The 23,886-nt window shown below is 64.1% G+C and carries 25 protein-coding genes; 20 read left to right on the plus strand and 5 right to left on the minus strand.

Annotation, left to right across the window (positions count from 1 at the left end; translation table 11 throughout):
- Nucleotides 1-39: 39 nt before the first annotated feature.
- Together ACQ4WQ_RS17850 and ACQ4WQ_RS17855 are read left to right on the plus strand one after the other, a co-directional pair.
- On the plus strand, nt 40-492 hold the full coding sequence (locus ACQ4WQ_RS17850; RefSeq protein ID WP_436498863.1) for a winged helix-turn-helix transcriptional regulator: 453 nt from the start codon (nt 40-42) through the stop codon (nt 490-492).
- A complete protein-coding gene (locus tag ACQ4WQ_RS17855; RefSeq protein ID WP_436498865.1) occupies nt 489-1,709 on the plus strand; it encodes a D-amino acid dehydrogenase in 1,221 nt (406 codons plus the stop codon). Before ACQ4WQ_RS17850 ends, ACQ4WQ_RS17855 begins: the two co-directional genes overlap by 4 nt.
- Here the strand turns inward: ACQ4WQ_RS17855 and ACQ4WQ_RS17860 are convergent.
- Together ACQ4WQ_RS17860 and ACQ4WQ_RS17865 are read right to left on the minus strand one after the other, a co-directional pair.
- Nucleotides 1,684-2,763, minus strand: a complete 1,080-nt coding sequence (locus ACQ4WQ_RS17860; RefSeq protein ID WP_436498867.1) for a hypothetical protein — start codon at nt 2,761-2,763, stop codon at nt 1,684-1,686. The two genes, ACQ4WQ_RS17855 and ACQ4WQ_RS17860, sit on opposite strands and share 26 nt — an antisense overlap.
- A gap of 69 nt (nt 2,764-2,832) precedes the next feature.
- Nucleotides 2,833-3,864 carry a MerR family transcriptional regulator gene (locus ACQ4WQ_RS17865; RefSeq protein ID WP_436498869.1) on the minus strand — a complete coding sequence of 344 codons (1,032 nt, stop codon included), beginning with the start codon at nt 3,862-3,864 and terminating at the stop codon, nt 2,833-2,835.
- A gap of 338 nt (nt 3,865-4,202) precedes the next feature.
- On the opposite strand from ACQ4WQ_RS17865, the gene ACQ4WQ_RS17870 reads away from it, so the two are divergent.
- From ACQ4WQ_RS17870 to ACQ4WQ_RS17930, 13 genes are all read left to right on the plus strand, one after another.
- On the plus strand, nt 4,203-5,213 hold the full coding sequence (locus ACQ4WQ_RS17870) for a zinc-binding alcohol dehydrogenase family protein (protein ID WP_436499170.1): 1,011 nt from the start codon (nt 4,203-4,205) through the stop codon (nt 5,211-5,213).
- A gap of 1 nt (nt 5,214) precedes the next feature.
- Nucleotides 5,215-6,351, plus strand: coding sequence for a mannitol dehydrogenase family protein (locus ACQ4WQ_RS17875; RefSeq protein ID WP_436498871.1), 1,137 nt, complete (start codon nt 5,215-5,217; stop codon nt 6,349-6,351).
- A gap of 114 nt (nt 6,352-6,465) precedes the next feature.
- Nucleotides 6,466-7,383, plus strand: coding sequence for a GntR family transcriptional regulator (locus tag ACQ4WQ_RS17880; protein ID WP_436498873.1), 918 nt, complete (start codon nt 6,466-6,468; stop codon nt 7,381-7,383).
- A gap of 25 nt (nt 7,384-7,408) precedes the next feature.
- Nucleotides 7,409-7,744, plus strand: a complete 336-nt coding sequence (locus tag ACQ4WQ_RS17885; protein ID WP_070221792.1) for a UxaA family hydrolase — start codon at nt 7,409-7,411, stop codon at nt 7,742-7,744.
- On the plus strand, nt 7,741-8,964 hold the full coding sequence (locus tag ACQ4WQ_RS17890; RefSeq protein WP_436498875.1) for a UxaA family hydrolase: 1,224 nt from the start codon (nt 7,741-7,743) through the stop codon (nt 8,962-8,964). The genes ACQ4WQ_RS17885 and ACQ4WQ_RS17890 overlap by 4 nt, the downstream gene beginning before the upstream one ends.
- Nucleotides 8,965-8,975: 11 nt before the next feature.
- Entirely contained in the window at nt 8,976-9,992 is a 1,017-nt protein-coding gene (locus ACQ4WQ_RS17895) for an aldo/keto reductase (protein WP_436498877.1), read from the plus strand.
- A complete protein-coding gene (locus ACQ4WQ_RS17900) occupies nt 9,992-10,831 on the plus strand; it encodes an amidohydrolase family protein (protein WP_436498879.1) in 840 nt (279 codons plus the stop codon). The genes ACQ4WQ_RS17895 and ACQ4WQ_RS17900 overlap by 1 nt, the downstream gene beginning before the upstream one ends.
- Complete coding sequence (locus tag ACQ4WQ_RS17905) at nt 10,828-11,157, plus strand: L-rhamnose mutarotase (RefSeq protein ID WP_436498881.1); 330 nt, start codon at nt 10,828-10,830, stop codon at nt 11,155-11,157. The genes ACQ4WQ_RS17900 and ACQ4WQ_RS17905 overlap by 4 nt, the downstream gene beginning before the upstream one ends.
- Nucleotides 11,158-11,233: 76 nt before the next feature.
- A complete protein-coding gene (locus ACQ4WQ_RS17910) occupies nt 11,234-11,989 on the plus strand; it encodes an SDR family oxidoreductase (RefSeq protein WP_436498883.1) in 756 nt (251 codons plus the stop codon).
- Between the two features lie 21 nt (nt 11,990-12,010).
- Complete coding sequence (locus ACQ4WQ_RS17915) at nt 12,011-12,877, plus strand: fumarylacetoacetate hydrolase family protein (protein WP_436498885.1); 867 nt, start codon at nt 12,011-12,013, stop codon at nt 12,875-12,877.
- Nucleotides 12,878-12,958: 81 nt separating this feature from the next.
- On the plus strand, nt 12,959-14,491 hold the full coding sequence (locus ACQ4WQ_RS17920) for a sugar ABC transporter ATP-binding protein (protein WP_436498887.1): 1,533 nt from the start codon (nt 12,959-12,961) through the stop codon (nt 14,489-14,491).
- A gap of 20 nt (nt 14,492-14,511) precedes the next feature.
- Nucleotides 14,512-15,486: an ABC transporter permease gene (locus tag ACQ4WQ_RS17925; RefSeq protein ID WP_436498889.1), complete on the plus strand. Its 975-nt coding sequence runs from the start codon at nt 14,512-14,514 to the stop codon at nt 15,484-15,486.
- 60 nt (nt 15,487-15,546) lie between these two features.
- Nucleotides 15,547-16,509 carry an ABC transporter substrate-binding protein gene (locus tag ACQ4WQ_RS17930; protein ID WP_436498891.1) on the plus strand — a complete coding sequence of 321 codons (963 nt, stop codon included), beginning with the start codon at nt 15,547-15,549 and terminating at the stop codon, nt 16,507-16,509.
- Nucleotides 16,510-16,512: 3 nt separating this feature from the next.
- On the opposite strand, the gene ACQ4WQ_RS17935 is transcribed toward ACQ4WQ_RS17930, so the two are convergent.
- Nucleotides 16,513-17,412 carry a LysR family transcriptional regulator gene (locus ACQ4WQ_RS17935; RefSeq protein WP_326458053.1) on the minus strand — a complete coding sequence of 300 codons (900 nt, stop codon included), beginning with the start codon at nt 17,410-17,412 and terminating at the stop codon, nt 16,513-16,515.
- A gap of 98 nt (nt 17,413-17,510) precedes the next feature.
- On the opposite strand from ACQ4WQ_RS17935, the gene ACQ4WQ_RS17940 reads away from it, so the two are divergent.
- Nucleotides 17,511-18,578, plus strand: a complete 1,068-nt coding sequence (locus tag ACQ4WQ_RS17940; RefSeq protein ID WP_436498893.1) for an SDR family oxidoreductase — start codon at nt 17,511-17,513, stop codon at nt 18,576-18,578.
- Here the strand turns inward: ACQ4WQ_RS17940 and ACQ4WQ_RS17945 are convergent.
- Both ACQ4WQ_RS17945 and ACQ4WQ_RS17950 read right to left on the minus strand, forming a co-directional pair.
- On the minus strand, nt 18,565-19,560 hold the full coding sequence (locus ACQ4WQ_RS17945) for an SMP-30/gluconolactonase/LRE family protein (RefSeq protein ID WP_436498895.1): 996 nt from the start codon (nt 19,558-19,560) through the stop codon (nt 18,565-18,567). The genes ACQ4WQ_RS17940 and ACQ4WQ_RS17945 overlap by 14 nt on opposite strands.
- 74 nt (nt 19,561-19,634) lie before the next feature.
- Entirely contained in the window at nt 19,635-19,877 is a 243-nt protein-coding gene (locus tag ACQ4WQ_RS17950; RefSeq protein ID WP_436498897.1) for an Imm32 family immunity protein, read from the minus strand.
- A gap of 256 nt (nt 19,878-20,133) precedes the next feature.
- Here ACQ4WQ_RS17950 and ACQ4WQ_RS17955 point away from each other — a divergent pair, with 256 nt between their 5' ends.
- The 4 genes from ACQ4WQ_RS17955 (at nt 20,134) to ACQ4WQ_RS17970 (ending at nt 23,835) form a co-directional block, all read left to right on the plus strand.
- Nucleotides 20,134-20,370: a hypothetical protein gene (locus ACQ4WQ_RS17955; RefSeq protein WP_096234241.1), complete on the plus strand. Its 237-nt coding sequence runs from the start codon at nt 20,134-20,136 to the stop codon at nt 20,368-20,370.
- 163 nt (nt 20,371-20,533) lie between these two features.
- Nucleotides 20,534-21,904: a hybrid sensor histidine kinase/response regulator gene (locus tag ACQ4WQ_RS17960; protein WP_436498899.1), complete on the plus strand. Its 1,371-nt coding sequence runs from the start codon at nt 20,534-20,536 to the stop codon at nt 21,902-21,904.
- A gap of 72 nt (nt 21,905-21,976) precedes the next feature.
- Nucleotides 21,977-22,393, plus strand: a complete 417-nt coding sequence (locus tag ACQ4WQ_RS17965; RefSeq protein ID WP_436498901.1) for a hypothetical protein — start codon at nt 21,977-21,979, stop codon at nt 22,391-22,393.
- Entirely contained in the window at nt 22,390-23,835 is a 1,446-nt protein-coding gene (locus tag ACQ4WQ_RS17970; protein ID WP_436498903.1) for an ATPase domain-containing protein, read from the plus strand. Before ACQ4WQ_RS17965 ends, ACQ4WQ_RS17970 begins: the two co-directional genes overlap by 4 nt.
- Nucleotides 23,836-23,886: the final 51 nt, after the last annotated feature.

Consider the following 23,886-nt stretch of genomic DNA (forward strand, 5'->3'; position numbering starts at 1 on the left):
GAAGTTTTAAAATGCAACCACTCAATCAAGGAGACATCCGTGGCCAAGCGCAAGAGCCTGAAAACCGACCCCTGTCCCGTTGCGCGCGCGCTCGACGCGATCGGCGAGCGCTGGTCGCTCTTGATCGTGCGCGACGCCTTCGACGGCATGCGCCGCTTCGGCGAATTCCAGAAAAGCCTGGGCGTGGCGAAGAACATCCTGGCCGACCGCCTGCACACGCTGGTGGAAGAGGGCATTTTTACGGTCGCGCCGGCCTCGGACGGCACGGCCTACCAGGAATACGTGCTCACGCCCAAGGGGCTGGCCCTGTTTCCCGTCGTCGTCGGCTTGCGCCAGTGGAGCGAGGCGCAATTGTTCGACCCTGGCGAGGCGCATTCCACCTTGCTGCAACGCGGTTCAGGCTTGCCCGTGCGCAGGATGGACGTGCTGGCCGAGGATGGCCGCGTGCTGCAGGCGGGCGATACCGTCGTGCAGAAGGTAGGGGCGCCATGAGCCGCACGGTGGCCGTTATCGGCGGCGGCATCACGGGCGTCACCACGGCCTATGCGCTGGCGAAACGGGGCGTCGCTGTCACCCTGGTCGAGCGCCACCGTTATGCCGCCATGGAAACGTCGTACGCGAACGGCGGGCAATTGTCGGCTTCGCACGCGGAAGTGTGGAACCACAAGGCGACGATCTGGAACGCGCTGAAATGGATGACGCGGCGCGATGCGCCGCTGCTGCTCAATCCGACTCCCGGCTGGCACAAGCTGAGCTGGTTTGCGGAATTTCTCGCCGCCATGCCGGATTACGAGCGCAATACCATCGCCACGGCGCGCATGGCGATTGCCGCGCGCGCGCATCTGTTTGCATGGGCGGAAGAAGAAAAGATAGCTTTCGATCACCGCCGCGCCGGCATCCTGCATGTGTACCGTGACCGGCGCGGCTTCGAGCGGGCGGCCGGCGTGTCGAGCCTGCTGGCGCAGGCAGGATTGGAACGGCGCGCCGTCACGCCGCAAGAAATGCGCGCCATCGAACCGAGCTTGCACGGTGACTTTTACGGCGGTTACTACACGGACAGCGATTCCACGGGCGACATCCACAAATTCACCAGCGGCCTGGCCGACGCCTGCGCCCGCCTGGGCGTGGCCTGCCGCTACGGAGCACAGGTCACCGCGCTGGCGCGCGAACACGGCAAGGTGCGTGTCTCCATGGGCGAGGACAGCGCCGTGTTCGACGCCGTCGTCATCTGCGCGGGCACGGCCAGCCGCGCCATGGCGGCAATGCTGGGCGACCACGTGAATGTGTATCCGGTGAAAGGCTATTCGATTACCGTGCAGCTCGATGACCGAGCCAGCCAGGCGGCTGCGCCCCAGGTCAGCCTGCTCGACGATGCAACCAAGCTGGTCAGCAGCCGCCTGGGCGAGGACCGGCTCAGGGTGGCGGGCACGGCGGAATTCAATGGCGTTAATTACGACATCCGCGCCGACCGCATCCGCCCGCTATTGGAATGGGTCGAGCAGTGCTTTCCCGGCGTGAGTACGCGCAAAGTGATCCCGTGGGCCGGCTTGCGCCCCATGCTGCCGGCCATGCTGCCGAAAGTGGGGCCCGGCAAGGCGCCCGGCGTGTACTACAACACGGGCCACGGCCACCTGGGCTGGACCCTGGCGGCCGCGACGGCGGAGATGGTGGCAGAGGCGCTGCTTAATTCTTCGGCAGCAGATCGCTGAGCGCGGCACGGCCCTTGGCGGTGAGGAAGGGGCCGACCTTGCTGTAGGGCAGCAGAAAATCGTTTTCGCAGCCGCTGCCGTTCGAGTCTTCCCAGAACGATACGCCTTCCGGTTTCAAGGACAGGTGGAAGCGGCCGCGGCCGTCGTAATCCGTGCCCTTGCATTCGGCGTCGATTTTCACATCCTTGAACAGGGCCTGGCGCAGGCGGTCCGGCAGTTCGGCCTTGTCGTCGCCATCGCTGGCGCTGGCGCCAAACCAGTTCCACACGTCCGTTTCCTGGCCCGTCTTCACGTCCCAGGTGCGGAACCGGATGGAAATACCGCTGGCGCCATAGCCGGCCGGCCAGCGGTAGAACTTGACCGTCACCCAGCGCGGCGACCAGTAGGTGGGCTCCGCATACACTTCGTCTTCCGTCGTGAAGCCGTTGCGGCCCAGGTATTCGCGGCGCGTGGCATAGAAGTCGGCCAGGTCTTTTTTATTTTTTGCCAGCACGGCGCGCAGCTGCGCATTGATTTTCGCCACGCCGTCGCCGGGCGCCATCAGTTCCACGGTGATGGTGTCGCCGATTTGCAGGTTGCGGTATTGCTTGCCTTCGAAGGCGATCGGCTTGCTCGTCTTGGTATTGGGAAAATCTTCCAGCGCCAGATTGTAGGCATCGCTGGCGCAGGATGGATGGTCGCGGTCGCCCGCCGCTTCCAGCAGGGTCAAGGCCAGGGGCAGGGACTTGCCGCTTTTCGGGTCCGTCCAGGTGCCGGTGACTTTGCCGCCCTGCGGCGCACCCAGGCGCCACGTGCCCGTCGTGTCGCCCTTCGCGTCGGACTCGCTCCAGTCGCGCTTGCCGTTCGCCATGGCCAGCATGATCGGTGTCTTGTAGCGCGTGTAGTAATAGTTGCCACTGCGGTCAGATCCTTGCGTGGGGCTGGGCTGGTTGAAGCAGGCGACGATGTTGGCCTTGCCCAGCGTGCCCTGCCACACGCCTTGCACGGGCGGCTCGGCCGCCATGGCGGAATTCAGGGCGGGCAGGGTCAGACATATAAGCAAAAAGCGGCGCATCGGATTTTCCTGTGATTGGCGATGGCCGATTCTACATGGCCACCGCCTGGAAATGCCGCACGCCAACTTTTACGCTTGTTTTTCCTGCGCCACCACGGCCATCGCCGCGCCCAGGTATTGCACCATGGCGGCATCGACGAAACTGCCTTCCATCAAGCGCGGTTCCTGCTGGTGCGCCTGGCGGAATTTCAGCTGCGTGGCCGGGTCCGTGCCCGCATACGAGCGGAACAGGTCCAGCCATTGCCGCGCCAATTGCAGCACGGCCGGGTCGGTGGGCGGCGTGCGTGCATCGATGGCGGCGCGCACGGCGGCGATCAGGGCCGGCCACTCGCCCGAGCGCCTGCCGTAGTTGGCGAGTAAATACGCATATTCCTGCTCGTCGAGGAAAGGCTTGTACAGTGCCATGCGCGAGGCGTTGAAGGCGGCGAGGATGAACTGCATCAGTTCCGCATCGATGCTGGTGGTCGCCTGCATGGACGGCTCCTGCGCATGCATGTCGTTCAGGCGCGCGAACAGGCCCGGGTGGGCGCCCGTGTCGCGCACCAGCTTGACCATCCATTCCGTGGCCAGCGCCTGCGCCCGGACATCGCCGGGGCCGGCGCCCGCGTCTTTCGCGGCGCGCACGCGCGCCACCAGTTCCTTCCATTCCTGTTCCACGGCGCTATCTGTCAGCAGCGGCATTTGTTGCAGTTCTTCGCGACTAAAGTATTTGTCGTACATGGTCATCAACTCCATAGTGGTAAGCCACTCGGCCAGTTCCGGCGCCTGCCCCTGCGCCAGTTGCGCCTGCAAGGTGCGCAGGCGTTCGCGCAGGGTGGAAGCCTGCGCGATCTGGTGTTCCAGCATGGCGATTTGCTGCGCCACGATGGAATGCAAGGGCAGATCCGGCCCGGCGAGGGCGTTGGCGATATCGGCCAGCGACAGCCCGAACTTGCGCAGCGCCATGATCCGGTGCAGCCGGTCCATGTCGCCGTGCTGGTACAGGCGGTAGCCAGCTTGCGTGCGCGCCGAAGGCGAGAGCAGGCCGATGCTGTCGTAGTGGTGCAGGGTGCGCACGCTCAGGCCCGTGAGCCTGGCCAGTTCACCGATTTTCAACAGCATCGTCTTCTCCTTGTCTTCAGTGCGTGCAACCACGATGGCGCCTGACGTTACGTCAGGGTCAAGCAGAAATGTAGCAGAGACCCGAAAAAACCGGAAAAAGAATCCGTTGACCTTCATTTTTTTGTACGGTATATTTATAAAACCGAACGACGACTTCAGCAAAACAACGAGGTTCGGGTCAGGCGGCATGATGGAGTAATCGTTGTGCGGCGCAGCAAGATGCGCGCTTGGCAGGGCTGGAAAGACAATCCGCGCAGACGGATTTTTTTCACAGTTGGTTTGTACGTTAAATATAATATGCCGCCGGCAAGATCCGGACGGCGAGAGAGACGACCATGATGAAAAGTATCGTTTGCGATACGCCCGGCAGTTTGCGCATGGAGCAGCGCCCCGTGCCCGTGCCCGCCGAGGGCGAAGTGCTGCTGCGCATACGCCGCGTCGGCATCTGCGGCACCGACATGCACATCTTCCGCGGCACCCAGCCTTTCCTCAGCTATCCGCGCGTGATGGGCCATGAATTGTCCGGCCATATCCACAGCGCGCCGGCCGGCTCTCGCCTGGCCGTGGGCGACCAGGTCTACGTGATGCCCTACCTGTCGTGCGGTACTTGCGTGGCCTGCCGCCAGGGCAAGACCAACTGCTGCACCCGCATCGAAGTGCTGGGCGTGCACCGCGACGGCGGCATGACCGAATACCTGGCGCTGCCCGAGCGCTTCGTCTTCAAGACGGAAGGCATCTCGCTCGATGACGCGGCCATGATCGAATTTCTCGCCATCGGCGCGCATGCCGTCAAGCGCGGCGCGGTCGATGCGGCCAAGCGCGTGCTGGTGGTGGGTGCCGGCCCGATTGGCATGGCCGTGATGCTGTTCGCATCGTTGAAAGGCGCCGACGTGACGGTGCTTGACGGCCGCGCCGACCGCCTGCGGTTCTGCCGCGACGCGCTGGGCATCGCTCGCACGGTGCAGCTGGGCGAGGGCGACAAGGAGCTGCTGTCGGACGCCACGGACGGCGAATTCTTCGACGTGGTGTTTGACGCCACCGGCAATATCGCCGCCATGGAGCGTGGCCTGGACTTTGTCGCCCATGGCGGCTCCTATGTGCTGGTATCGATCGTGCGCGACCGCCTGTCGTTCTCCGATCCTGAATTTCACAAGCGCGAAACGACCTTGCTGGGCAGCCGCAATGCCACCGTCGACGATTTCGAGGACGTGGTGGCGGCCATGAAGGCGGGGAAAGTACCCACCGCGCTGCTCAATACCCACCGCACCACGCTCGATGAATTTACGGGCGTGCTCGATCGCTGGATGCAGCCCGAGGCGGGCGTCATCAAGGCCATCGTCGAGGTCTGAGATGAGCGATCTCAACCCCATACTTCAATTTGGCACCAGCCGCTTCCTGCAGGCGCATGCCGACCTGTTCGTCAGCGAAGCGGCCAGCCTGGACGAGGCGCTGGGCCAGATCACCATCGTGCAAACGACCGGCAGCGCGCAGGGCGCGGCCCGCGTGGCGGCGTTTCGCCGCGGTGGCGGCTACCCCGTGCGCATTCGCGGCTGGCAGGACGGCGCGCAAGTCGACGAAGAGCGCCGCGCCCACGCCGTCACGCAGGCATGGCAAGCGGGCAGCGACTGGCGGCAGGTGCGCGATGCGGCCGTGGCCGCGCGCGTGATCTTGTCGAATACGGGCGATACGGGCTACCAGCTGGACGAATTCGACCACGCCGGCATGCTCGACGGCGATACCGTCCCCGCCAGCTTTCCCGCCAAGCTGCTGGTGCTGCTGCACGGGCGCTTCCTGGCCGGCGCCGCGCCCCTCTCGATTTTTCCGTGCGAACTGGTGGCCGACAACGGCAAGGTGCTGCGCCAGGTGGTCGTGGCATTGGCGCGGCAGTGGCGCTGCGATGCCGCGTTCATCGGCTACCTGGAAACGGGTTGCCTGTGGATCAATTCCCTCGTCGACCGCATCGTTTCGGAGCCGATCGAACCGGTGGGCGCCGTGGCCGAACCCTATGCGCTGTGGGCCATCGAGGCGCAGGAAGGCATGCTGCTGCCGTGCCGCCACCGGCAGGTGGTGGTGACGAACAGCCTGCGCGAGTATGAACAGCGCAAGCTGTTTTTGCTGAACCTCGGTCACACCTATCTGGCGCAGCTGTGGATGGAGCGGGGCAGCCCGGCCGGCATGACGGTGCGCGAGGCGATGGACGATGGCGCCATGCGCGCCGCGCTGGAAGCCCTGTGGCAGGAGGAGGTGCTGCCCGTGTTTGCCGCCATGGAGGTGCCGCACGGCGACGCCGCGCTGGCCTATGTGGCGCAGGTCAGGGAACGCTTTTGCAATCCCTTTCTTGCGCACCGCCTGGCCGACGTCGCCCAGCACCACGCCGGCAAGATAGCGCGCCGCGTGGCGCCCGTGGCGGCGCTGGCGCGGCAGCTCTGTCCCGCGCTGGCGCAGCCGCGCCTGCGCGCCATGCTGGCGCCGGGAGCGCAGCCATGAACGCCCCCGCCGCCGCAGTTGTTTCTTTTTCGGCATGCCGATCCAATCCGATATCGACTAAAATGGCCCACTCATCCACTTTCCCTTTCGCTGGCATAGCGCGTTCATTCATCCATGTCCAAACCCGCCACCGTCTTCAAGCGCAGTACCAATCTGCTGTTGCAATTTCTCGCCGAGAATGTCGCAGTGGGCGAGATGCTGCCGACGGAGCAGTTCCTGACCACCATCTGCCAGGGCAGCCGCACGGCGGTCCGCAGCGCGATCGCCTACCTGTCGACGCGGCGGCTGATCGCCAGCCCGGCGGACCGGCGCCTGCTGCGCAAACCCATACCGGGCGACTACTTCGATATCTCCGAATTGCAGTCGGGGGCCGAGCGCATCCAGCAGGTGCTGATGGAGCGCGTGTACCAGCGCGACATGCCGCCCGGCGCGGAATTTTCGGAAGCGGAACTGGCGCGCGAGGCGGGCGCCAGTACCGTCAGCGTGCGCGAATTCCTGATCGGCTTTTCGCGCTTCGGCCTGATCGAAAAGAAACCGCGCGGCGGCTGGCGCCTGTGCGCGTTCGACCGCTCGTTCGCCACCGAACTGGCGGACATGCGGCGCATGTTCGAGATGGCGGCCGTGGAGCAGTTTGCGCACTTGCCGCATGGCGACCCCGCGTATGCGGAACTGGCGCGGCTGATCAAGCAGCACGAGAAGCTGGCGGCCAGGATAGACACGCGCCACAATGCCTTTCCGGCGCTGGACCGCGAGTTCCACACCTTTTTGATTGGCCTGCTGAACAACCGCTTCGCGCAGGGCTTCTACGATATCGTCTCGTTTGTCTTCCACTATCACTACCAGTGGGACAAGGGCGAGGAAAAGGGCCGCAACCAGTACGCGGTGCAGGAGCATCTGGCGATCCTGCATGCGCTGGCGGAGCACGACGTACCGAAGGCGCTCGAGTGCATGCGTTCGCACCTCGATTCCTCGCGCAGCACCATGCTGTCCTCGATAGGCACGCGCGAAAAACTGAGCCAGCCGGACGCCTAGCCGCCTTTGCCGGGGAGGGTGCTCCATGAGCCTCGCTTCCCGGCCTGCCAGCCTGCTCCTGATGTCGCCCGAGGATAACTGCCTGATCGCGAGGACAGCATTGGCCAGCGGCGACGTCGTCGCCATCGACGGCCTGCCCGTCACCCTGGCGCAAGACATCCAGATCGGCCACAAGGTGGCGCGCCGCGCGCTGGCCGTGGGCGACAAGGTGCTGCGCTACGGCGCCCTGATCGGCAGCATCACGGCTCCCGTCGCCATCGGCGAGCATATTCACACGCACAACCTGGCAAGCGACTACATCCCCACGTTTACCCTGGGCCAGGACGGCCACCATTTCCTGCACAAGGACGACCAAGCATGAACGCTCCAACGACGACACCCGCCCTGTCGGGCTACCTGCGCGCCGATGGCCGCAAGGGCATCCGCAATATCGTGGTGGTGGCCTATATGGTCGAATGCGCGCACCACGTGGCGCGCCTGATGGTCAACGCCTTTCCCGGCCAGCCCGTGCACCTGATCGGCTTTACGGGCTGCTTCCCCAACGAATACGCGGACCAGGTGATGCGCCGCCTGCTGACGCACCCGAACGTGGGCGCCGTGCTGCTGGTGTCTCTCGGCTGCGAAGGCTTCAACAAATATGGCCTGTCCAGCGCCGTGGCCGACAGCGACCGCCCCGTGCACACGATCACCATCCAGGAAAACAGCGGCACGCGCCCCAGCGTGAGCAGCGGCGTCGAATGGATAGGCTGGGCTCTCGATCACCTGGCGCGGCAGGAGCGCGTGCCGATGGGGATCGAGGAACTGGTCGTCGCCACCATCTGCGGCGGCTCCGACAGCACCAGCGGCATCAGCGCCAACCCGGCCGTCGGTGTCGCCTTCGACACGCTGATCGCGGCCGGCAGCCCCTGCATCTTCGAGGAGACGGGCGAACTGGTGGGCTGCGAATACCACATGCAGCGGCGCGCCGTCAGCCCGGCCCTGGGCAACGCCATCGTCGACACCGTGGCCAAGGCCGCGCGCTACTACACCATCATGGGTCATGGCAGCTTCTCGCCGGGGAACGCCGATGGCGGCCTCACCACGCAGGAAGAAAAATCGCTGGGCGCCTACGCCAAGAGCGGTTCCTCGCCCATCGTCGGCATTCTGAAGCCGGGCGACCAGCCGGCCGGCGGCGGCCTGTATCTGCTCGACGTGGTACCGGACGGCGAGCCGCGCTTCGGTTTCCCGAACGTGTCGGACAACGCGGAAATCGTCGAGCTCATTTCCTGCGGCGCCCACATCACCCTGTTCACGACGGGCCGCGGCTCCGTGGTGGGCTCGGCGATTTCTCCCGTCATCAAGGTGTGCGCCAATCCGCAAACCTTCGAGCGCCTGGCCGACGACATGGATATCAACGCCGGCAAGATACTCACGGGCGCAGCCACCCTGGAAGAGGTGGGCGCCGAGATCGTCGCCGCCGTGCTGAACGTGGCCAACGGAGAATTGAGCCGCTCGGAAGACCTGGGCCACCAGGAATTCGTGCTGACCTATAAACAATTCGACGCGGTGGGGCCAGGCTGCTTCCCCTTGCGCGCTGCTTGAGGGCCGGATTCATGGATGTCACACAATTGCGTAGCTTGCCGCGTGGCGGCCTGTCGCTGCCCTGCATCGGCATGGGCTGCGCGCCGCTGGGTGGTTTGTACCAGCCGGTCAGCGACGCGCAGGCGCGCGCCACCCTCGATGGCGCCTGGGACGCCGGCGTGCGCTTCTTCGACACAGCGCCATTCTATGGCTATACCCAGTCCGAACACCGTCTCGGCGCGGCGCTGCGCGAGCGGCCCCGCGATCATTTTGTCGTCAGTACCAAGGTAGGACGGCTGATGCGGCCCGACGCCTGCGTGCGTCCCGGCGACGACGGCTTTGCCGCGCCGCTGCCGTTCCGTCCCCATTATGACTACACGTATGACGGCGTGCTGCGTTCGCACGACGACAGCCTGCAGCGATTGGGACTCGAGCGCATCGATATCCTGTTCGTGCACGATATCGGCAAGGCCACGCATGGCGAACGCGAGCAGCAATACTGGCGCCAGCTGACGACCGGCGGCGGCTTTCGCGCCCTCGATGAACTGCGCGCCGGCGGCCAGGTGAAGGCCGTGGGTCTCGGCGTCAACGAATCCGAGATCGTGCTGCGGGCGATGGCGGAATTCGACCTCGATTGCACCCTGCTGGCCGGCCGCTATACCTTGCTGGAACAGGCTTCGCTGTCGCCATTGCTGGACCTGTGCGTGGAACGCGGCAACGCCATCGTGATCGGCGGCCCGTTCAACTCGGGCGTGCTGGCCGGGAACGGCAAATTCAATTATGCCGACGCGCCGGAGGCCATACTCAAGCGCGTGGCGCAGCTCGACGCCATCTGCCGCGCATTCAACGTGCCGCTGCAGGCCGCCGCCTTGCAGTTTCCGCTCGCCCATCCGGCCGTCGCATCCTGCATTCCCGGCGGCCAGGACCTGGCGCAGCTGCGGCAAAACCTCGACTGGTTCGCCACGCCCTTGCCGGACGCCTTGTGGACGGCCTTGCAGGAAGCTGGCCTGATCGACGCGCGCGCACCCGTGCCCAAGGGAGCCGCTTGATGCGCATCGACGCCCACCAGCACTGCTGGCAACTGGCCGCGCGCGGCGGCAGCTGGCCGCCGCCATCCTTGGCCGCCATCCACCGCGATTTCGCGCCCGCCGACCTGGCGCCCCTGCTGGCCGAACATGGCATCGCTGGAACGGTGCTGGTGCAGTCGCTGCCGTCGTCCGCCGATACCGATTACCTGCTGGCGCTGGCGGAAAAGACCGGCTTTATCCGCGCCGTCGTGGGCTGGACCGACTTGTTGGCCAAAGACGCACCGGCGGCGATTGCCCGCCTGGCGTCGCAGCCCAAGCTCAAAGGCCTGCGCCCGATGCTGCAGGACCTCGACGACGATCAATGGATCGCCAACCCGGCGCTGAGGCCAGCGTTGACGGCCATGGCGGCACACGGCTTGCGGCTGGACGCGCTGGTGCTGCCGCGCCACTTGCCCGCGCTGCTGCACTGCGCGCGCGATTTTCCAGCGATCCCCATCGTGATCGACCATGCGGCCAAGCCGCCGATCGCCGAAGCTGAATTTGGACACTGGCGCGAAGACATGGCGCAGCTGGCCGCGCTGCCGAACGTGCACTGCAAGCTGTCAGGGCTGGTGACGGAAGCGCGGCCCGGCTGGCGCGTCGACGATTTGCAGCCGTATGTGGCGCATGTGCTGGACGTGTTCGGCCCCCGTCGCGTGATCTGGGGCAGCGACTGGCCGGTAGTCGACCTGGCGGGCGGCTATGCGGCCTGGCTGCTGGCGAGCGAAGCGCTGCTGGCGCATCTCGATCAGCAGGACAGGGACGATATTTTCGGCCTCAATGCACTGCGCTTCTACGACATCGACGAGGAAACGCCATGAAAAGAATGGGTATGGTCATCGGCATCGCGCCGGACCGCATCACGGAATACAAGACCCTGCACGCCGCCGTCTGGCCGCAGGTGCTGGCCAAGCTGACGGCGGCCCATGTCAGCAATTATTCGATCTTTTTGCGCGAACCGGAAAACCTGTTGTTCGCTTACTGGGAATACCACGGCGAGGATTTTGAAGCCGACATGGCGGCCATCGCCGCCGACCCGGAAACGCAGCGCTGGTGGACCTTTTGCGCCCCTTGCCAGCTGCCGCTGGCCTCGCGCGCCGAGGGCGAGCACTGGGCGATGATGGAGCAGGTTTTCTACCTCGCTTAGCAAGAATCCGGGGGCAGACCCGCCGGGTCTGACCCCAGCAGTTAAAGGTGTTGGGTTAAAAATAAAAGGAGATAACATGACCGCCAGACTACAAGGAAAAATCGCCTTGCTCACCGCCGCCGGCCAGGGCATCGGCCGGGCCACGGCCGAAGCGTTCGTGCGCGAAGGCGCGACCGTGATCGCCACCGATATCAATCAGGTCCAGCTCGACGCGCTGAAGGAAGCGACGGGTTGCACCATCCGCCGGCTCGACGTGACCGATGGCGCGGCGATCACCGCGCTGGCCGGCGAGATCGGCCCCGTCGATATCCTGTTCAACTGCGCCGGCTTCGTCGATGGCGGCACCATTCTCGACTGCGACGATGCGGCCTGGGACCGTTCCTTCGACATCAATGCCCGCTCCATGTACCGGCTGATGCGCGCCGTGTTGCCCGGCATGCTGGCCAGGGGCGCCGGCTCCATCGTCAATATGTCGTCCGTGGCGTCGAGCGTGAAGGGCGCGCCGAACCGCTTTATCTACGGCACCTCGAAGGCGGCCGTGGTGGGCATGACCAAGTCGGTGGCCGCGGACTTCGTCACGCGCGGCATCCGCTGCAATGCGATCTGCCCCGGCACCATCGAGTCGCCGTCGCTGAAGGAACGCATTGCCGCGCAAGCCGAAGCCACTGGCGTCAGCGTGGAAACCGTGCAAGCCGCTTTCGTGGCCCGTCAGCCGATGGGCAGAGTCGGCAGGGCCGAGGAAATCGCCGCCCTGGCCGTGTATCTGGCTTCCGACGAATCCGCTTTCACCACCGGCATGGTCCATGTGATCGACGGTGGTTGGTCAAATTAATCACTACAACGAGAGACACACATGAAACTGATGCGTTATGGCGCCAAGGGCGCTGAAAAACCTGCCTTGATCGATGCTGAAGGCGCCGTGCGCGACCTGTCCGGCGTGCTGCCCGATATCACGGGCGCGACCCTGGGCAAGGATGGCCTGGCGACCCTGGCCGCCGTCGACATCGACAGCCTGCCGGTGGTGGCCAACCCTGGCCGCATCGCGCCGCCGTGGAAGGGTGTGGGCAAGTTCCTGTGCGTGGGCTTGAACTATGCCGACCATGCGGCCGAATCGGGCATGGCCGTGCCGCCGGAGCCGGTGCTGTTCATGAAGGCCACCAGCGCCATCATCGGCGCCAACGACGCCGTGGTGCTGCCGCAGGACTCGCAGAAAAGCGACTGGGAAGTGGAGCTGGGCGTGGTGATCGGCACCACCGCGCGCTATGTGAGCGAAGCGGAGGCGCTGTCGCACGTGGCCGGCTACTGCGTGGTGAACGATTTGTCCGAACGCGAATACCAATTGGAGCGCGGCGGCCAGTGGGACAAGGGCAAGGGTTGCGATACCTTCGGCCCCATCGGCCCCTGGCTGGTCACAAGCGATGAAGTGGCGGACCCGCAAAACCTGGGCCTGTGGCTGGAAGTGAACGGCAAGCGCGTCCAGGACGGCAATACCAAAACGATGGTCTTCGGCGTGGCCAACCTGGTCAGCTACATCAGCCGCTTCATGACCTTGTACCCGGGCGACATCATCAGCACCGGCACGCCACCTGGCGTGGGCATGGGGCAGAAACCGTCGGCCGTGTATTTGAAACCGGGCGACACCATGCGCCTGGGGATCGAAGGCCTCGGCGAACAGCGGCAGACCGTGCATGCGTGGAATCCGCAGCTGATCGACAGTTAATACGGCAGCAGACCGGCGTGCCGCCAAGATGCTCAGACATCGGCGCGCCGGCCTATGGCAGTGGAGTGGAGGAGACACACCATGAATCAATCCGAAGAGATACTGGCCTTGAACAAGGTCAGCAAGCGCTTTCCCGGCGTGCTGGCCCTGGACAACGTCAGTTTCAGCCTGCGCAAGGGCGAGGCCCATGCGCTGTGCGGCGAAAACGGCGCCGGCAAGTCCACCCTGATGAAGGTGATGAGCGGCGTGTACCAGGCCGACGAGGGGGAACTGGTCTACAAGGGCAAGGTGTGCAGCTTTGCCAGCAGCGTGGATGCGGAGGCGGCCGGCATCGCCATCATCCACCAGGAACTGAACCTGATCCCGCACCTGAGCGTGGCGGAGAATATTTTCCTCGCGCGCGAACCGGTGCGCGGCATTTTCATCGACCGCAAGAAGATGCGCTTTGACGCGCAAGCGCTGCTGGACCGGCTCAAGCTGCGCATCGACCCGCGCCAGCTGGTGAAAAACCTGTCCTGTGCCCAGCAGCAGATGGTGGAAATCGCCAAGGCGCTGTCGCTCAATACGGAAGTGCTGATCATGGACGAGCCCACGTCCTCGCTGACGGAAAGCGAGACGGGCCAGCTGTTCGACATCATCAATGAACTCAAGCGCAACGGCGTGAGCGTCGTGTACATCTCGCACCGCCTGGAAGAAATGCAGCACATCATCGACAGGGTGACGGTGCTGCGCGACGGGAAATTCGTCTGCACCGATGATTTTGCCAGCACCACCCTGGACGCCATCGTGGCCAGGATGGTGGGCCGCACCCTCGATGAAAAATTTCCCGAGCGCGTCTCGACGCCGACGGCTGAAGTGCTGCTGCGCGTGAGCGATTTGCACCGCAAGGATGTCTTCGGCCCGCTCAGCTTTGACTTGCGGCGCGGCGAGATCCTCGGCTTTTCCGGCCTGATGGGCGCGGGCCGCACGGAAGTGGCGCGCGCCATCTTCGGCGCCGATCCGCTCACCAGCGGCGCGATCCACCTGGGCGACACGCAAGTATCGATCGCCAGCCCCATCGACGCCATCGGACATGGCATCGCCTACCTGTCGGAAGACCGCAAGAGCCACGGCCTGGCGATCCGCATGTCGGTGGCGGCCAACCTGACCCTGACGAATGTATCGGCGCTGGCCAACCGTTTCGGCTTCATCGATTTCGCCAGGGAAGAGGCGGTGGCGCAGCAGTACATCGCGGCGCTGGGCATCAAGACGCCGACCTCGAAACAGATCGCGCGCAACCTCTCGGGCGGCAACCAGCAAAAGATCGTCATCAGCAAATGGCTGTACCGCGAATCGAAAATCATCTTCTTCGACGAACCCACGCGCGGCATCGACGTGGGGGCCAAGTTCGCCATCTACCAGCTGCTCGACAAGCTCGCGTCGGAAGGCATCGGCGTGGTGCTGATCACGTCCGAGCTGCCCGAGATCATGGGCATGACGGACCGCGTGGCCGTGTTCCATGAAGGGCGCATCAGCGGCATCGTCAATACGCGCGAGTCGTCGCAGGAAGAGATCATGCAGCTGGCGTCGGGGCGCGTAGCCAGTCCCGCCCCTGGCCAGGCGGCACTTCATTAAAAACAGAAAGCTTAAAAAAAATGAACAAAGAACTGATCCAAAAATTCGCCGCGCTGGGCAGCCTGTCGCTGTTGCTGCTGGTGTTTTCCCTGACCAGCAATGCCTTTTTCTCCGTCAGCAACGGCATGAGCGTGGCCTTGCAAGTGACGTCGATCGCCTACCTGGGCATAGCCGCCACCTGCGTCATCATCACGGGCGGCATCGACCTCAGTTCCGGCTCCGTGCTGGCGCTGGCGGGCGTGGCTGCCGCGCTGCTGGTGAAAGGCGGCATGCCCGTGCCGGTCGCCATGCTGGGCGGCGTCGTGGTGGGCGCCATGTGCGGCGCCGTCAACGGCTTTTGCATCACGCAGCTGAAACTGCCGCCCTTCATCGCCACGCTCGGCATGATGCTGATCGCGCGCGGCCTGGCGCTGCAGGTGACGGGCGCGCGCGCCATTTCCGGTCTGGGCGAGTCGTTCGGCGAACTGGGCAACGGCGTGCTGTGGCGCATCGAGCGCGACACGGGCGGTACCTTTCCCGAAGTCGTGTTTCCCGGCATTCCGTATCCGGTGGTGCTGATGGTGGTGATCGCCGTGGCCGTCTCCATCATGCTCAGCCGCACCACCTTCGGCCGGCATATCTATGCCGTCGGCTCGAATGCGGAAGCGGCGCGCCTGTCGGGCGTGAAGGTGGGCCGCGTGACCCTGCTGGTGTACACCCTGTCCGGCGCCTTGTCGGGCCTGACGGGCTGCGTGCTGATGTCGCGCCTGGTGACGGCGCAGCCGAACGAGGGCGTCATGTACGAACTCGATGCGATCGCCAGCGCCGTCATCGGCGGCGCCTCGCTGATTGGCGGCATCGGCACCATTTCCGGCACCGTCATCGGTTCCTTCGTCATCGGCATCCTGCGCAACGGCTTGAACATGAACGGGGTATCGAGCTTTATCCAGCAAATCATTATCGGACTGGTCATCCTGCTGACCGTCTGGATCGATCAGAAGCGCAACCGCGCCTGAAGCAGCAAGCAGTACGCCATGAAGTCAATCCACCAAATCTATAATTAAATGAGGACGACAATGAACACCATCAAAGCCTTCAACACCGTCTTGCTCGGTCTGTTGACCGCAGCTTTCGCCCTGAGTTCCAGCGCCGCCTTCGCCGCCCCGGGCGAGATCGCCGTGATCGTCAAGACGACCAATTCCAACTACTGGCAAAACGTCAAAAAGGGCGCCACGGCCAGCGCCGCCGACGCCAAGGGCTACAGCCTGACCTTCCAGGGGCCGGCCTCGGAATCGGCCATCGCCGACCAGGTCAGCATGGTGGAAAACGCCGTCACGCGCAAGGTGGCCGGCATCGTGCTGGCCGCGTCGGACCCGGACGCGCTGGTGCCGGCCCTGAAGAAGGCGTGGGAAGCGAAGATTCCCGTGGTGCTGATCGATTCGCTGGTGGCCGACAGCGGCAAGCGCTATTACCAGTCCTTCCTGTCGACCGACAATGAAGCGGCCGGCGAGCAAAGCGCCAAGGCCCTCATTTCGCAGGTCGGCAAGACGGGCAAGATCGCCGTGATGTCGTACGTGGCGGGCGCCGGCTCCGAGACGGGCAGGGTGGGCGGCTTCAAGCGCTACATCGAAAAGAATTCGCAACTGCAGATCGTCGGCACGTATTACTCGCAGTCGCAGATGGCCACGGCGCTGAACCAGACGACCGACGTGCTGGCCTCGAATCCGGACTTGAAGGGCATCTTCGGCGCCAACGAGCCGACGGCCGTGGGCATGGGCCGCGCCATCGCGCAGGCGGGCAAGGCCGGCAAGGTGATCGCCGTGGGCTTCGACGGCAATGAAGACCTGAAAAACTTCGTCAAGGACGGCACCCTGTATGCGACCGCCGTGCAGGGTTCGTATTCGATGGGCGCGCTGGGCGTGAAAACCCTCGTCAGCCTGATCGAAGGCAAGAAGGTAGCGCCGTTCGTCAACACGGGCGTGGTGATCGTCACCAAGGCCAATGTCGATCTGCCGGAAGCGAAGAACGTTTTATATTGAGCCTCAGCCGATCGTCAGGCGCTGCTTCAATTCCTTGAGCAGCGTGCCGGTCTTTGCGGTGAGCTGGCGCGCCAGCGGCCACGCCAGGGAGAGCGGCAAGCCTGGCGTGGCGCAAGCCGGCAATACTTCGACGATGGCGCCGCTGGACAGGTGCTCCTGCACCAGCCAGGTCGCCTGCTGCGCGATGCCCAGGCCGGCCAGCACGGCGGCCGTCTGCGCCTCGGCATCCCCCACCGTCAGGCGCGGACGGAGCGCGCGTCGCTCCACGCCATCCTCGCCGGCAAACAGCCATGGCGCCGGCGTGCCGTCGCCACGGCCGTAGGCGATGCAGTCGTGGCCATCGAGGTCCATGATGGCGGCGGGCGTGCCGCGCCGCGCCAGGTAGGCGGGCGCCGCGCAAAAGATCAGGCGCTCCTCGCCCAAGGCCATCTGCCCCAGCGTTGGCGGCCAATTGCCCGGCGCGCCGATGCGCACGGCGATATCGATGCGCTCTTCGAACAGGTCGGCAAAGCGGTCGCTGAAGGCGATCGACGGCTGCAACTGCGGATATTTTTCGCACAGGTCGATCAGCGCCGGCATCACGCGCATGCGGCCATACGAAGCGGGCACGCCGATGCGCACCTTGCCAGCCAGTTCGCCTTCCTGCTCGGCCAGCACGTTTTCCGCATCGACCAGTTCCTGCAGCACGCGCTTGCAGGTGGCGTAATAGGCATGCCCGGCACTGCTCAACTGCAAACGCCGCGTGCTGCGCTCGAACAGGATCACGCCCAGGCGGGCTTCCAGGCGCGCCACGCTCTTGCTCACGGCCGAGCTGCTCAAGTGCAGACGCTCTGCCGCCTTGGTAAAACTGCCTGCGTCGGCGGTGGCAAGAAAAGGTGCGATGCCTTTCAAGTGTTCGGACATGATTGCGGAATATTTTTCATGAATAAGGTGAAATACTATCGTGAATAGGAATTTGTGTCCGATATATCATGGTTCTTTACACCGGCATTGGAGTAACCATGAACAAGCACGCATTGATTATCGGCGCCAGCGGCGTCATCGGCAGCAGCCTGGCCACGCATTTGCTGGCACAAGGCTGGCGGGTGACGGGAGTTTCGCGCGGCCGCACGCCGGTGCCTGCCGGCTGCGCGGCGCTGCCGCTCGATGCCACGGATGGCGCCGCCGTGGCCACGGCGCTGACGGGTCTGGACGCCAGCCACGTCTTTTTCACGGCCTGGGCGCGCCAGGCGAACGAACAGGAAAACATCCGCGTCAATGGCGCGATGGTGGCCAATGTGCTGGCCGCGCTGGGGCCGCACGGCCACTTGCGCCATGTGGCGCTGGTGACGGGCCTCAAGCATTACCTGGGGCCGTTCGACGCGTATGGCAAGGGCAGCGTGCCCGTCACGCCATTTCGCGAAGAGCAGGGCCGCCAACCCGTGGAGAATTTTTATTACGCACAGGAAGACCGCCTGTTCGACGCGGCCGCGCAGTACGGCTTCACGTGGAGCGTGCACCGCCCGCACACCATCATCGGCTATGCGTTGGGCAATGCCATGAACATGGGCCTGACCCTGGCCGTGTATGCCAGCCTGTGCAAGGCCAGCGGCCAGCCCTTCGTCTTTCCGGGGTCAAGCGCGCAATGGCATGGCCTGTCCGACATGACGGACGCGGGCCAGATCGCGCGCCACCTGGCGTGGGCGGCCGACAGCCCCGCCGCGCACAACGAGGATTTTAATATCGTCAATGGCGATGTGTTCCGCTGGAAGTGGCTGTGGCCGCGCCTGGCCGCTTACTTCGGCGTCGAGGCGGCCGACTTGCCGCAGACGATGGCGCCGCTGGCCGGTCGCATGCAGGGTGCGCCCGCCCAGTGGCGCGCCCTCGCGCAGCAGCATGGCCTGGTGGAGGCGGACATCGGCCGCCTCGCCTCGTGGTGGCATACGGACGCGGACCTGGGGCGGCCGATGGAAGTGATGACGGACATGGGCAAGAGCCGCAAGGCGGGCTTTCTCGATTACCAGGATACGCAGGACGCCTTCTTCACGCTGTTCGAGCGCCTGAAGGCGGAGCGCGTCATTCCCCGCTGACGTTGTCGGTCGCGGCAGGCGGCGCTGCCGCCGTTGCCGCCGCATTGCTCTTGTGCTGCCGCGCCCGCTGCCACTCGAGGCCCGGGCGGTCGACGCGGAATTGCAGCAGGCGCCCCTGCACCACTTCCGTCACGTAGGCCGTGCGGCCATCGGGGCCGCCGAAGGTGATGTTGCTGGGCTTGGCGCCGGGCACGCTGATTTCGCGCAGGATGCGTCCCTGCGGCGACAATTTCACGACGCTGCCCTTGCCGTAGCGCGTCACGTACAGGTTGCCGTCGACATCGACGCGCATGCCGTCCATGCCGAAATCGTCGAACTTGATCAGCAATCGCTTGCCGCTCAGGCTGCCGTCCGCGGCGATGTCGTACATCCAGATATTGCGCTGCACGCTTTCATTCACATACAAAATCTTGCCATCGGGGCTGACCTCGATGCCGTTGGCCGTGCCCATGGTATCGAGCGCCAGGGTCACCGTGCCGTCGGCTGCGATGCGCCACACGCGGCCCGTGTTTTCCTTCCAGTTCGGGTCGCTCGCATACAGCACGTCGTCGGCCGTGATGGCGATGTCGTTCGGCTGCGTCATGCGCGGTTCGCGCGCGTGGATGGTCAGCGCGCGCGTGGCCGGATCGACCAGGTAAATCGTGTGTTCCATATAGTCGGCCAAATACATCTGGCCACGGCTGCCGAAGCGGATGCCGTTGGCGATGCTGGTGCCGGGCAGGGTCAGGTACACCTCGCCAATGCCGCCGGGGCTGACCTTGCCGATGGTTTGCTGGCGCGCAAAATTGACGGCATAGATATTGCCATCCGCATCGACGGCCGGGCCTTCGATACCCTTGGTGAAGGCATGCGCGGGCGTCAGGGTGGTGGCGAGGAACAGCGCCTCGTGCGCGGGCTGGCTGGCGCAGGCGGACAGGCTGGCCAGCGCTGCGGCCAGCACGGCGGCGCGCAGCGACGGCAGGGCGGTTCGGAAATCGGGCATCGTTGTTCTCTTGTGGCAAAGGTGGCGTATGTTACCCGACGCGCGCCAGCCGGAGCGCCATGCTACGCCTGACCTCAGGCGGCCACGACGACGAGGTCGGGGAAGTCGTCCTGCCAGCCTTCCCACTCGTCTTGCAGATGGGCGTGCATGCCGGCGCGCTCCTGCGCCTGCTCAAAGGTGTCGGCGCTGGTCAGCAGGAAGCGGGCGATGGCGCGCAGGGTGGCCGGGTCGGCGTGGATGGTCACGTCGGAACAGCGTTGGGGGCGTTCGGACGGCGCGTCTTGCAGATAGCAGTGCAGCGATAAATGTGGGGTCATGGATGTCAATGGTCGATGCAGGCGCTCAGCAGGGGGCCGTGGGGCAATGCGGGGCAGGGGGGCGACAGGCGCATTTTTGCACGAAATGTCACATGTTGCCAATGCGTGTGCGCGGTCGTTGCGTCAGGCGGCCTGATGCGTATGTAGTTGATTTGAATGACATTCGCGCGCATTGCGGTTACACTAAGTCTGACTATACTGCAATGACAGCCGTGGTTCTTGTTTGCGGCAGCGCTGGCAATTCCACGGAGGCCTTATGTCTTATGCGAATCCCACCACCCATAATGGGTTCCTGATTTCGGCCTACGCCTGCGAACTGCCCGAGGGGTGCTGGCAAGGCCAGTTGGTGCTGAGCAAGTGCGGCTTTGAAGATGTGCGGCAAGCCAATCTGGAAAATCGCGATACGCAGCACGAAGCGGAGCAGTCGGCCCTGGCCATGGGATGGCAACTGGCCAATTACGTGCTACCCCTGCGCACTGTTGACGATAAGTAAAGTAATCCTTTCATTTGGCAAGGGAAATAAGGTATCGTGTTCAGTTGGAAAGTAATACACCGTATGCAGCAATAGAGCTGGCGTGCGCGGCGATGTCTGAGTGAACGCCGCGGAACGAAGAGTTGTCCTTGAGGCCGGCCCCCACAAGCCGTACACTGTCACCATGCACCACACAGCACTCTCGCCGGATCCTGAGGATGCGCCCGCCCAGCAGTTGCCCTCCGAGCACAATCTGCACGCCTTGCATAGCCGCGAGGTCAAGCTGCTGCGCGAGACGATCAATCAATTGTTGATCATGGCCAAGATGCAGGTGCAGGAAAAGGATAAATCCGACGCCTTCGGCCTGTTGATCATGCAGCTGCGCGAAGCCAATCAAAACCTCGTTCTTGCCACGTTTGGCGCACAGGACATGCAAGCGTCCGCAGAGGCGACGACCTTGCGCCAGACGGAATTCCTGGCCATGCTCGCACATGAGTTGCGCAATCCCTTGCAGCCGCTGGCGATGGCCAACGACTTGCTGGCCAAAAAGGTCGACCTCGATCCCCAGTTGGCGCACGTGCATGGCGTGATCGGCCGGCAGGTGGCGCATATGGCGCGCCTGATCGACGACTTGCTTGACGCTTCGCGCGTCAGCAGCGGGAAGATCACCTTGCAACTGGCGCCCATCCTGCTGAGCGACATCCTCGCCAGTGCCGTGGAAGTTGGCCAGGCCAGCATCAGTCAACGCCAGCAAGTGCTGAGCGTGAGCCTGCCGAACGAACCCCTGGTGATCGAAGGGGACTTGGTACGCCTGACGCAAGTGTTTGCGAACTTGCTCATCAATGCCAGCAAATTTACGCACGAGTTTGGCCACATCGACATCGTCGTCAGGCGCCACGATGATTTGGTGGAAATTGCGGTCAGCGACGATGGCGCCGGCATCGCCCTCGATATCCAGCCCTTCATCTTCGACCTGTTTACCCAGGGCTTCCGTTCGCTGGAACGGGCGCAGGGCGGCCTGGGCATTGGCCTGTCTCTGGTGCGCATCATTACCCAGTTGCATGGCGGCACCGTGGATGTGTTCAGTGCGGGGGTCGGCTTTGGCAGCCAGTTTGTCTTGCAGCTGCCCTTGTCGTCGCTGGCGCCGCCATCGCAGGGCATGCATGCGGTACCTGCGGCGTGCGCGCTGCCACGCCGCATATTGCTGATCGAGGATAATGCCGATGCGGCGGAAATGCTGGCGCTGCTGCTGACGCAGGACGGCCACCATGTCGACGTGCGCAATGACGGCCCCAGCGGATTGCGCGCCGCGCTCGATGCGCCTTACGATGTGATCGTGTGCGATATCGGCTTGCCGGGCATGGATGGCTACCAGGTCATCAGTTCGGCCCGTGCGGCCCTAGTGGCACCGTTTCCGTGCTTTGTCGCCGCGTCAGGGTACAGTCAGCTTGGCGAGTTCGACCGCGCTGGCCAGGCAGGGTTTGACCACTACCTGGTAAAGCCCATCAATATCGACGCTTTGTCGAGAATAATCACGGCAACGGTTCCGCGCTGATGGGCGAGGAAATCCTGATGCTTTTGTTTAACATGGTCCATGCACCGAAAACCGCAGAGAAAAGATCCGATTATGGCCACAGTCCATGAACAGCGGCAGCGCAGGATAGAGCACGCGCTGTTACGCGAACCAGGTGCGGTGGTAGACGTCAGTATTCGCCTTTGGGAGCAACTGGCCACTGAATTGAATCAGATCATTGGTGAGCGGGGCGTGGAGTCGATGTATGCCCGCAGCTTGCACCAGAGTCAGAAACAGTTCAACTGGCTGACGCCCCATCCGCCGCAAGCGCTGGCAGCTGCCATGACCGCCTTGCGCGCCAGCTTGCAGGGACAGGCGGACGAAGTCGCCTGCGCGGCAAGCACGGCGATGATGATGCACTTCATCAATACCCTTATTTTATTAATTGGCGAACTCTTAACGAATAGCATCCTCCTCAAAGCCTGGGGTGATGACGTTGTGAATAATGCTGGAACGGAGCCGAACGAATGAACAAAGTCACCATCCACCGCCTGGCCACTGGCGTGCCGGGGCTGGACGAACTGCTGGGCGGCGGAATACCCGAGTTTTCCTTCAACCTGGTGGCGGGCACGCCCGGCAGCGGCAAGACGACGCTGGCCCACCAGATCATGTTTTCCCTCGCCACCCCGGAGCGCAAGGCGCTGTTTTTCACGGTCCTGGGCGAGCCACCGCTGAAGATGCTGCGCTATCAGCAGCAGTTCCCCTTTTTCGATGTGGAAAAGATCAATCAGTCGATCAAGTTCGTCAATCTGTCGGCTGACTTGCTGGATGGCGATTTCGACCGCGTGCTGGCGCGCATCGCCGAAGAGGTGGAGGCGTTCTCGCCCAGCCTCGTCTTCGTCGACTCCTTCCGCTCCGTGGTGCAGTCGGCCAAGGCCATGGACACGGGCGCTGCCGGCCTGCAGAATTTTGTGCAACAGCTGGGCGCGCAAATGACCAGCTGGCTGGCAACGACCTTCCTGATCGGCGAATACCTGACGCCTGAGGCCGAATCGAGCGCCGTGTTCACGGTGGCCGACGGCATCCTGTGGCTGTCGCAGCTCGTCCACCGCGACGCCATGGTGCGCAAGATCCAGGTGGTCAAGATGCGCGGCCAGGCGCAAAGCCTGGGCGCGCATACCTTCCGCATCAATGACGATGGCGTGGAAATCTTTTCCCGCGCCGTGCTGAAGGCCAGCGGCATGGAAAAGGTCAGCATTTCCGGCAATGAACGTCTGTCGCTGGGCGTGCCGGAACTCGACGCCATGATGGGCGGCGGTTTGCCGGCCGGTTATTCGCTGCTGCTGGTGGGGCCGTCCGGTTCCGGCAAGACCGTGCTGGCCACGCAGTTTCTTACGGAAGGCGTGCGCTGCGGCGAGCCCGGCGTGATCGCCGCCTTCGAGAAAAGTCCGAACCAGCTGCTTAGCCACCAGTTGAATGCACTTGTCAGTTCCGGCCAGATCGGCGTCATCAACACGCGCACGCTCGACCTGTCGCTGGATGAAATCCTGCATGACCTGGTGAGCATGATCAAGCGTATGAAGGCCAAGCGCGTGGTGATCGACTCGCTGTCCGGCTTTGAAATGGCGCTGGCCTCGATGTTCCGCGAGGATTTCCGCGAATCGCTGTATCGCCTGGTGGCGGCCTTGACGGAAATGGGTGTCTCGGTGCTGATGACTGCCGAGCTGGAAGACCAGTACACCATGCTGCGCTTCAGTTCCTACGGCAATGCCTTCCTGGCAGACGCCATCGTCATGCAGCGCTACATCGAGCTCGAAGGCCAGTTCAAGCGCGTCGTGTCGGTGGTGAAGGTGCGCGGCAGCGGCCACAGCAAGGATATCCGCTTCTACGATATCGACGCCGAGGGCATGAAGATCGGCGCGACTCTCAGCCAGTACCAGGGCATCCTGTCGGGCGAGCCTTACCGGGCCTAAGGGAACGCTGTTGGTGACAGCTGAGTTGAGGCGTATGATGGACGTGCGGCC

It is taken from the genome of Janthinobacterium goodfellowi, assembly GCF_051380695.1.
GTDB lineage: Bacteria > Pseudomonadota > Gammaproteobacteria > Burkholderiales > Burkholderiaceae_D > Janthinobacterium.

What these genes read in the sequence shown, in the direction of transcription:
- ACQ4WQ_RS17925 (WP_436498889.1), top strand. Translation starts at nt 14,512, where the DNA reads ATGAACAAAGAACTGATCCAAAAATTCGCCGCGCTGGGCAGCCTGTCG.
- ACQ4WQ_RS17945 (WP_436498895.1), bottom strand. Translation starts at nt 19,560, where the DNA reads ATGCCCGATTTCCGAACCGCCCTGCCGTCGCTGCGCGCCGCCGTGCTG.
- ACQ4WQ_RS17940 (WP_436498893.1), top strand. Translation starts at nt 17,511, where the DNA reads ATGAACAAGCACGCATTGATTATCGGCGCCAGCGGCGTCATCGGCAGC.
- ACQ4WQ_RS17880 (WP_436498873.1), top strand. Translation starts at nt 6,466, where the DNA reads ATGTCCAAACCCGCCACCGTCTTCAAGCGCAGTACCAATCTGCTGTTG.
- ACQ4WQ_RS17920 (WP_436498887.1), top strand. Translation starts at nt 12,959, where the DNA reads ATGAATCAATCCGAAGAGATACTGGCCTTGAACAAGGTCAGCAAGCGC.
- ACQ4WQ_RS17910 (WP_436498883.1), top strand. Translation starts at nt 11,234, where the DNA reads ATGACCGCCAGACTACAAGGAAAAATCGCCTTGCTCACCGCCGCCGGC.
- ACQ4WQ_RS17875 (WP_436498871.1), top strand. Translation starts at nt 5,215, where the DNA reads ATGAGCGATCTCAACCCCATACTTCAATTTGGCACCAGCCGCTTCCTG.
- ACQ4WQ_RS17885 (WP_070221792.1), top strand. Translation starts at nt 7,409, where the DNA reads ATGAGCCTCGCTTCCCGGCCTGCCAGCCTGCTCCTGATGTCGCCCGAG.
- ACQ4WQ_RS17915 (WP_436498885.1), top strand. Translation starts at nt 12,011, where the DNA reads ATGAAACTGATGCGTTATGGCGCCAAGGGCGCTGAAAAACCTGCCTTG.
- ACQ4WQ_RS17855 (WP_436498865.1), top strand. Translation starts at nt 489, where the DNA reads ATGAGCCGCACGGTGGCCGTTATCGGCGGCGGCATCACGGGCGTCACC.
- ACQ4WQ_RS17955 (WP_096234241.1), top strand. Translation starts at nt 20,134, where the DNA reads ATGTCTTATGCGAATCCCACCACCCATAATGGGTTCCTGATTTCGGCC.
- ACQ4WQ_RS17895 (WP_436498877.1), top strand. Translation starts at nt 8,976, where the DNA reads ATGGATGTCACACAATTGCGTAGCTTGCCGCGTGGCGGCCTGTCGCTG.
- ACQ4WQ_RS17965 (WP_436498901.1), top strand. Translation starts at nt 21,977, where the DNA reads ATGGCCACAGTCCATGAACAGCGGCAGCGCAGGATAGAGCACGCGCTG.
- ACQ4WQ_RS17905 (WP_436498881.1), top strand. Translation starts at nt 10,828, where the DNA reads ATGAAAAGAATGGGTATGGTCATCGGCATCGCGCCGGACCGCATCACG.
- ACQ4WQ_RS17865 (WP_436498869.1), bottom strand. Translation starts at nt 3,864, where the DNA reads ATGCTGTTGAAAATCGGTGAACTGGCCAGGCTCACGGGCCTGAGCGTG.
- ACQ4WQ_RS17900 (WP_436498879.1), top strand. Translation starts at nt 9,992, where the DNA reads ATGCGCATCGACGCCCACCAGCACTGCTGGCAACTGGCCGCGCGCGGC.
- ACQ4WQ_RS17890 (WP_436498875.1), top strand. Translation starts at nt 7,741, where the DNA reads ATGAACGCTCCAACGACGACACCCGCCCTGTCGGGCTACCTGCGCGCC.
- ACQ4WQ_RS17870 (WP_436499170.1), top strand. Translation starts at nt 4,203, where the DNA reads ATGAAAAGTATCGTTTGCGATACGCCCGGCAGTTTGCGCATGGAGCAG.
- ACQ4WQ_RS17960 (WP_436498899.1), top strand. Translation starts at nt 20,534, where the DNA reads ATGCACCACACAGCACTCTCGCCGGATCCTGAGGATGCGCCCGCCCAG.
- ACQ4WQ_RS17970 (WP_436498903.1), top strand. Translation starts at nt 22,390, where the DNA reads ATGAACAAAGTCACCATCCACCGCCTGGCCACTGGCGTGCCGGGGCTG.
- ACQ4WQ_RS17935 (WP_326458053.1), bottom strand. Translation starts at nt 17,412, where the DNA reads ATGTCCGAACACTTGAAAGGCATCGCACCTTTTCTTGCCACCGCCGAC.
- ACQ4WQ_RS17950 (WP_436498897.1), bottom strand. Translation starts at nt 19,877, where the DNA reads ATGACCCCACATTTATCGCTGCACTGCTATCTGCAAGACGCGCCGTCC.
- ACQ4WQ_RS17930 (WP_436498891.1), top strand. Translation starts at nt 15,547, where the DNA reads ATGAACACCATCAAAGCCTTCAACACCGTCTTGCTCGGTCTGTTGACC.
- ACQ4WQ_RS17860 (WP_436498867.1), bottom strand. Translation starts at nt 2,763, where the DNA reads ATGCGCCGCTTTTTGCTTATATGTCTGACCCTGCCCGCCCTGAATTCC.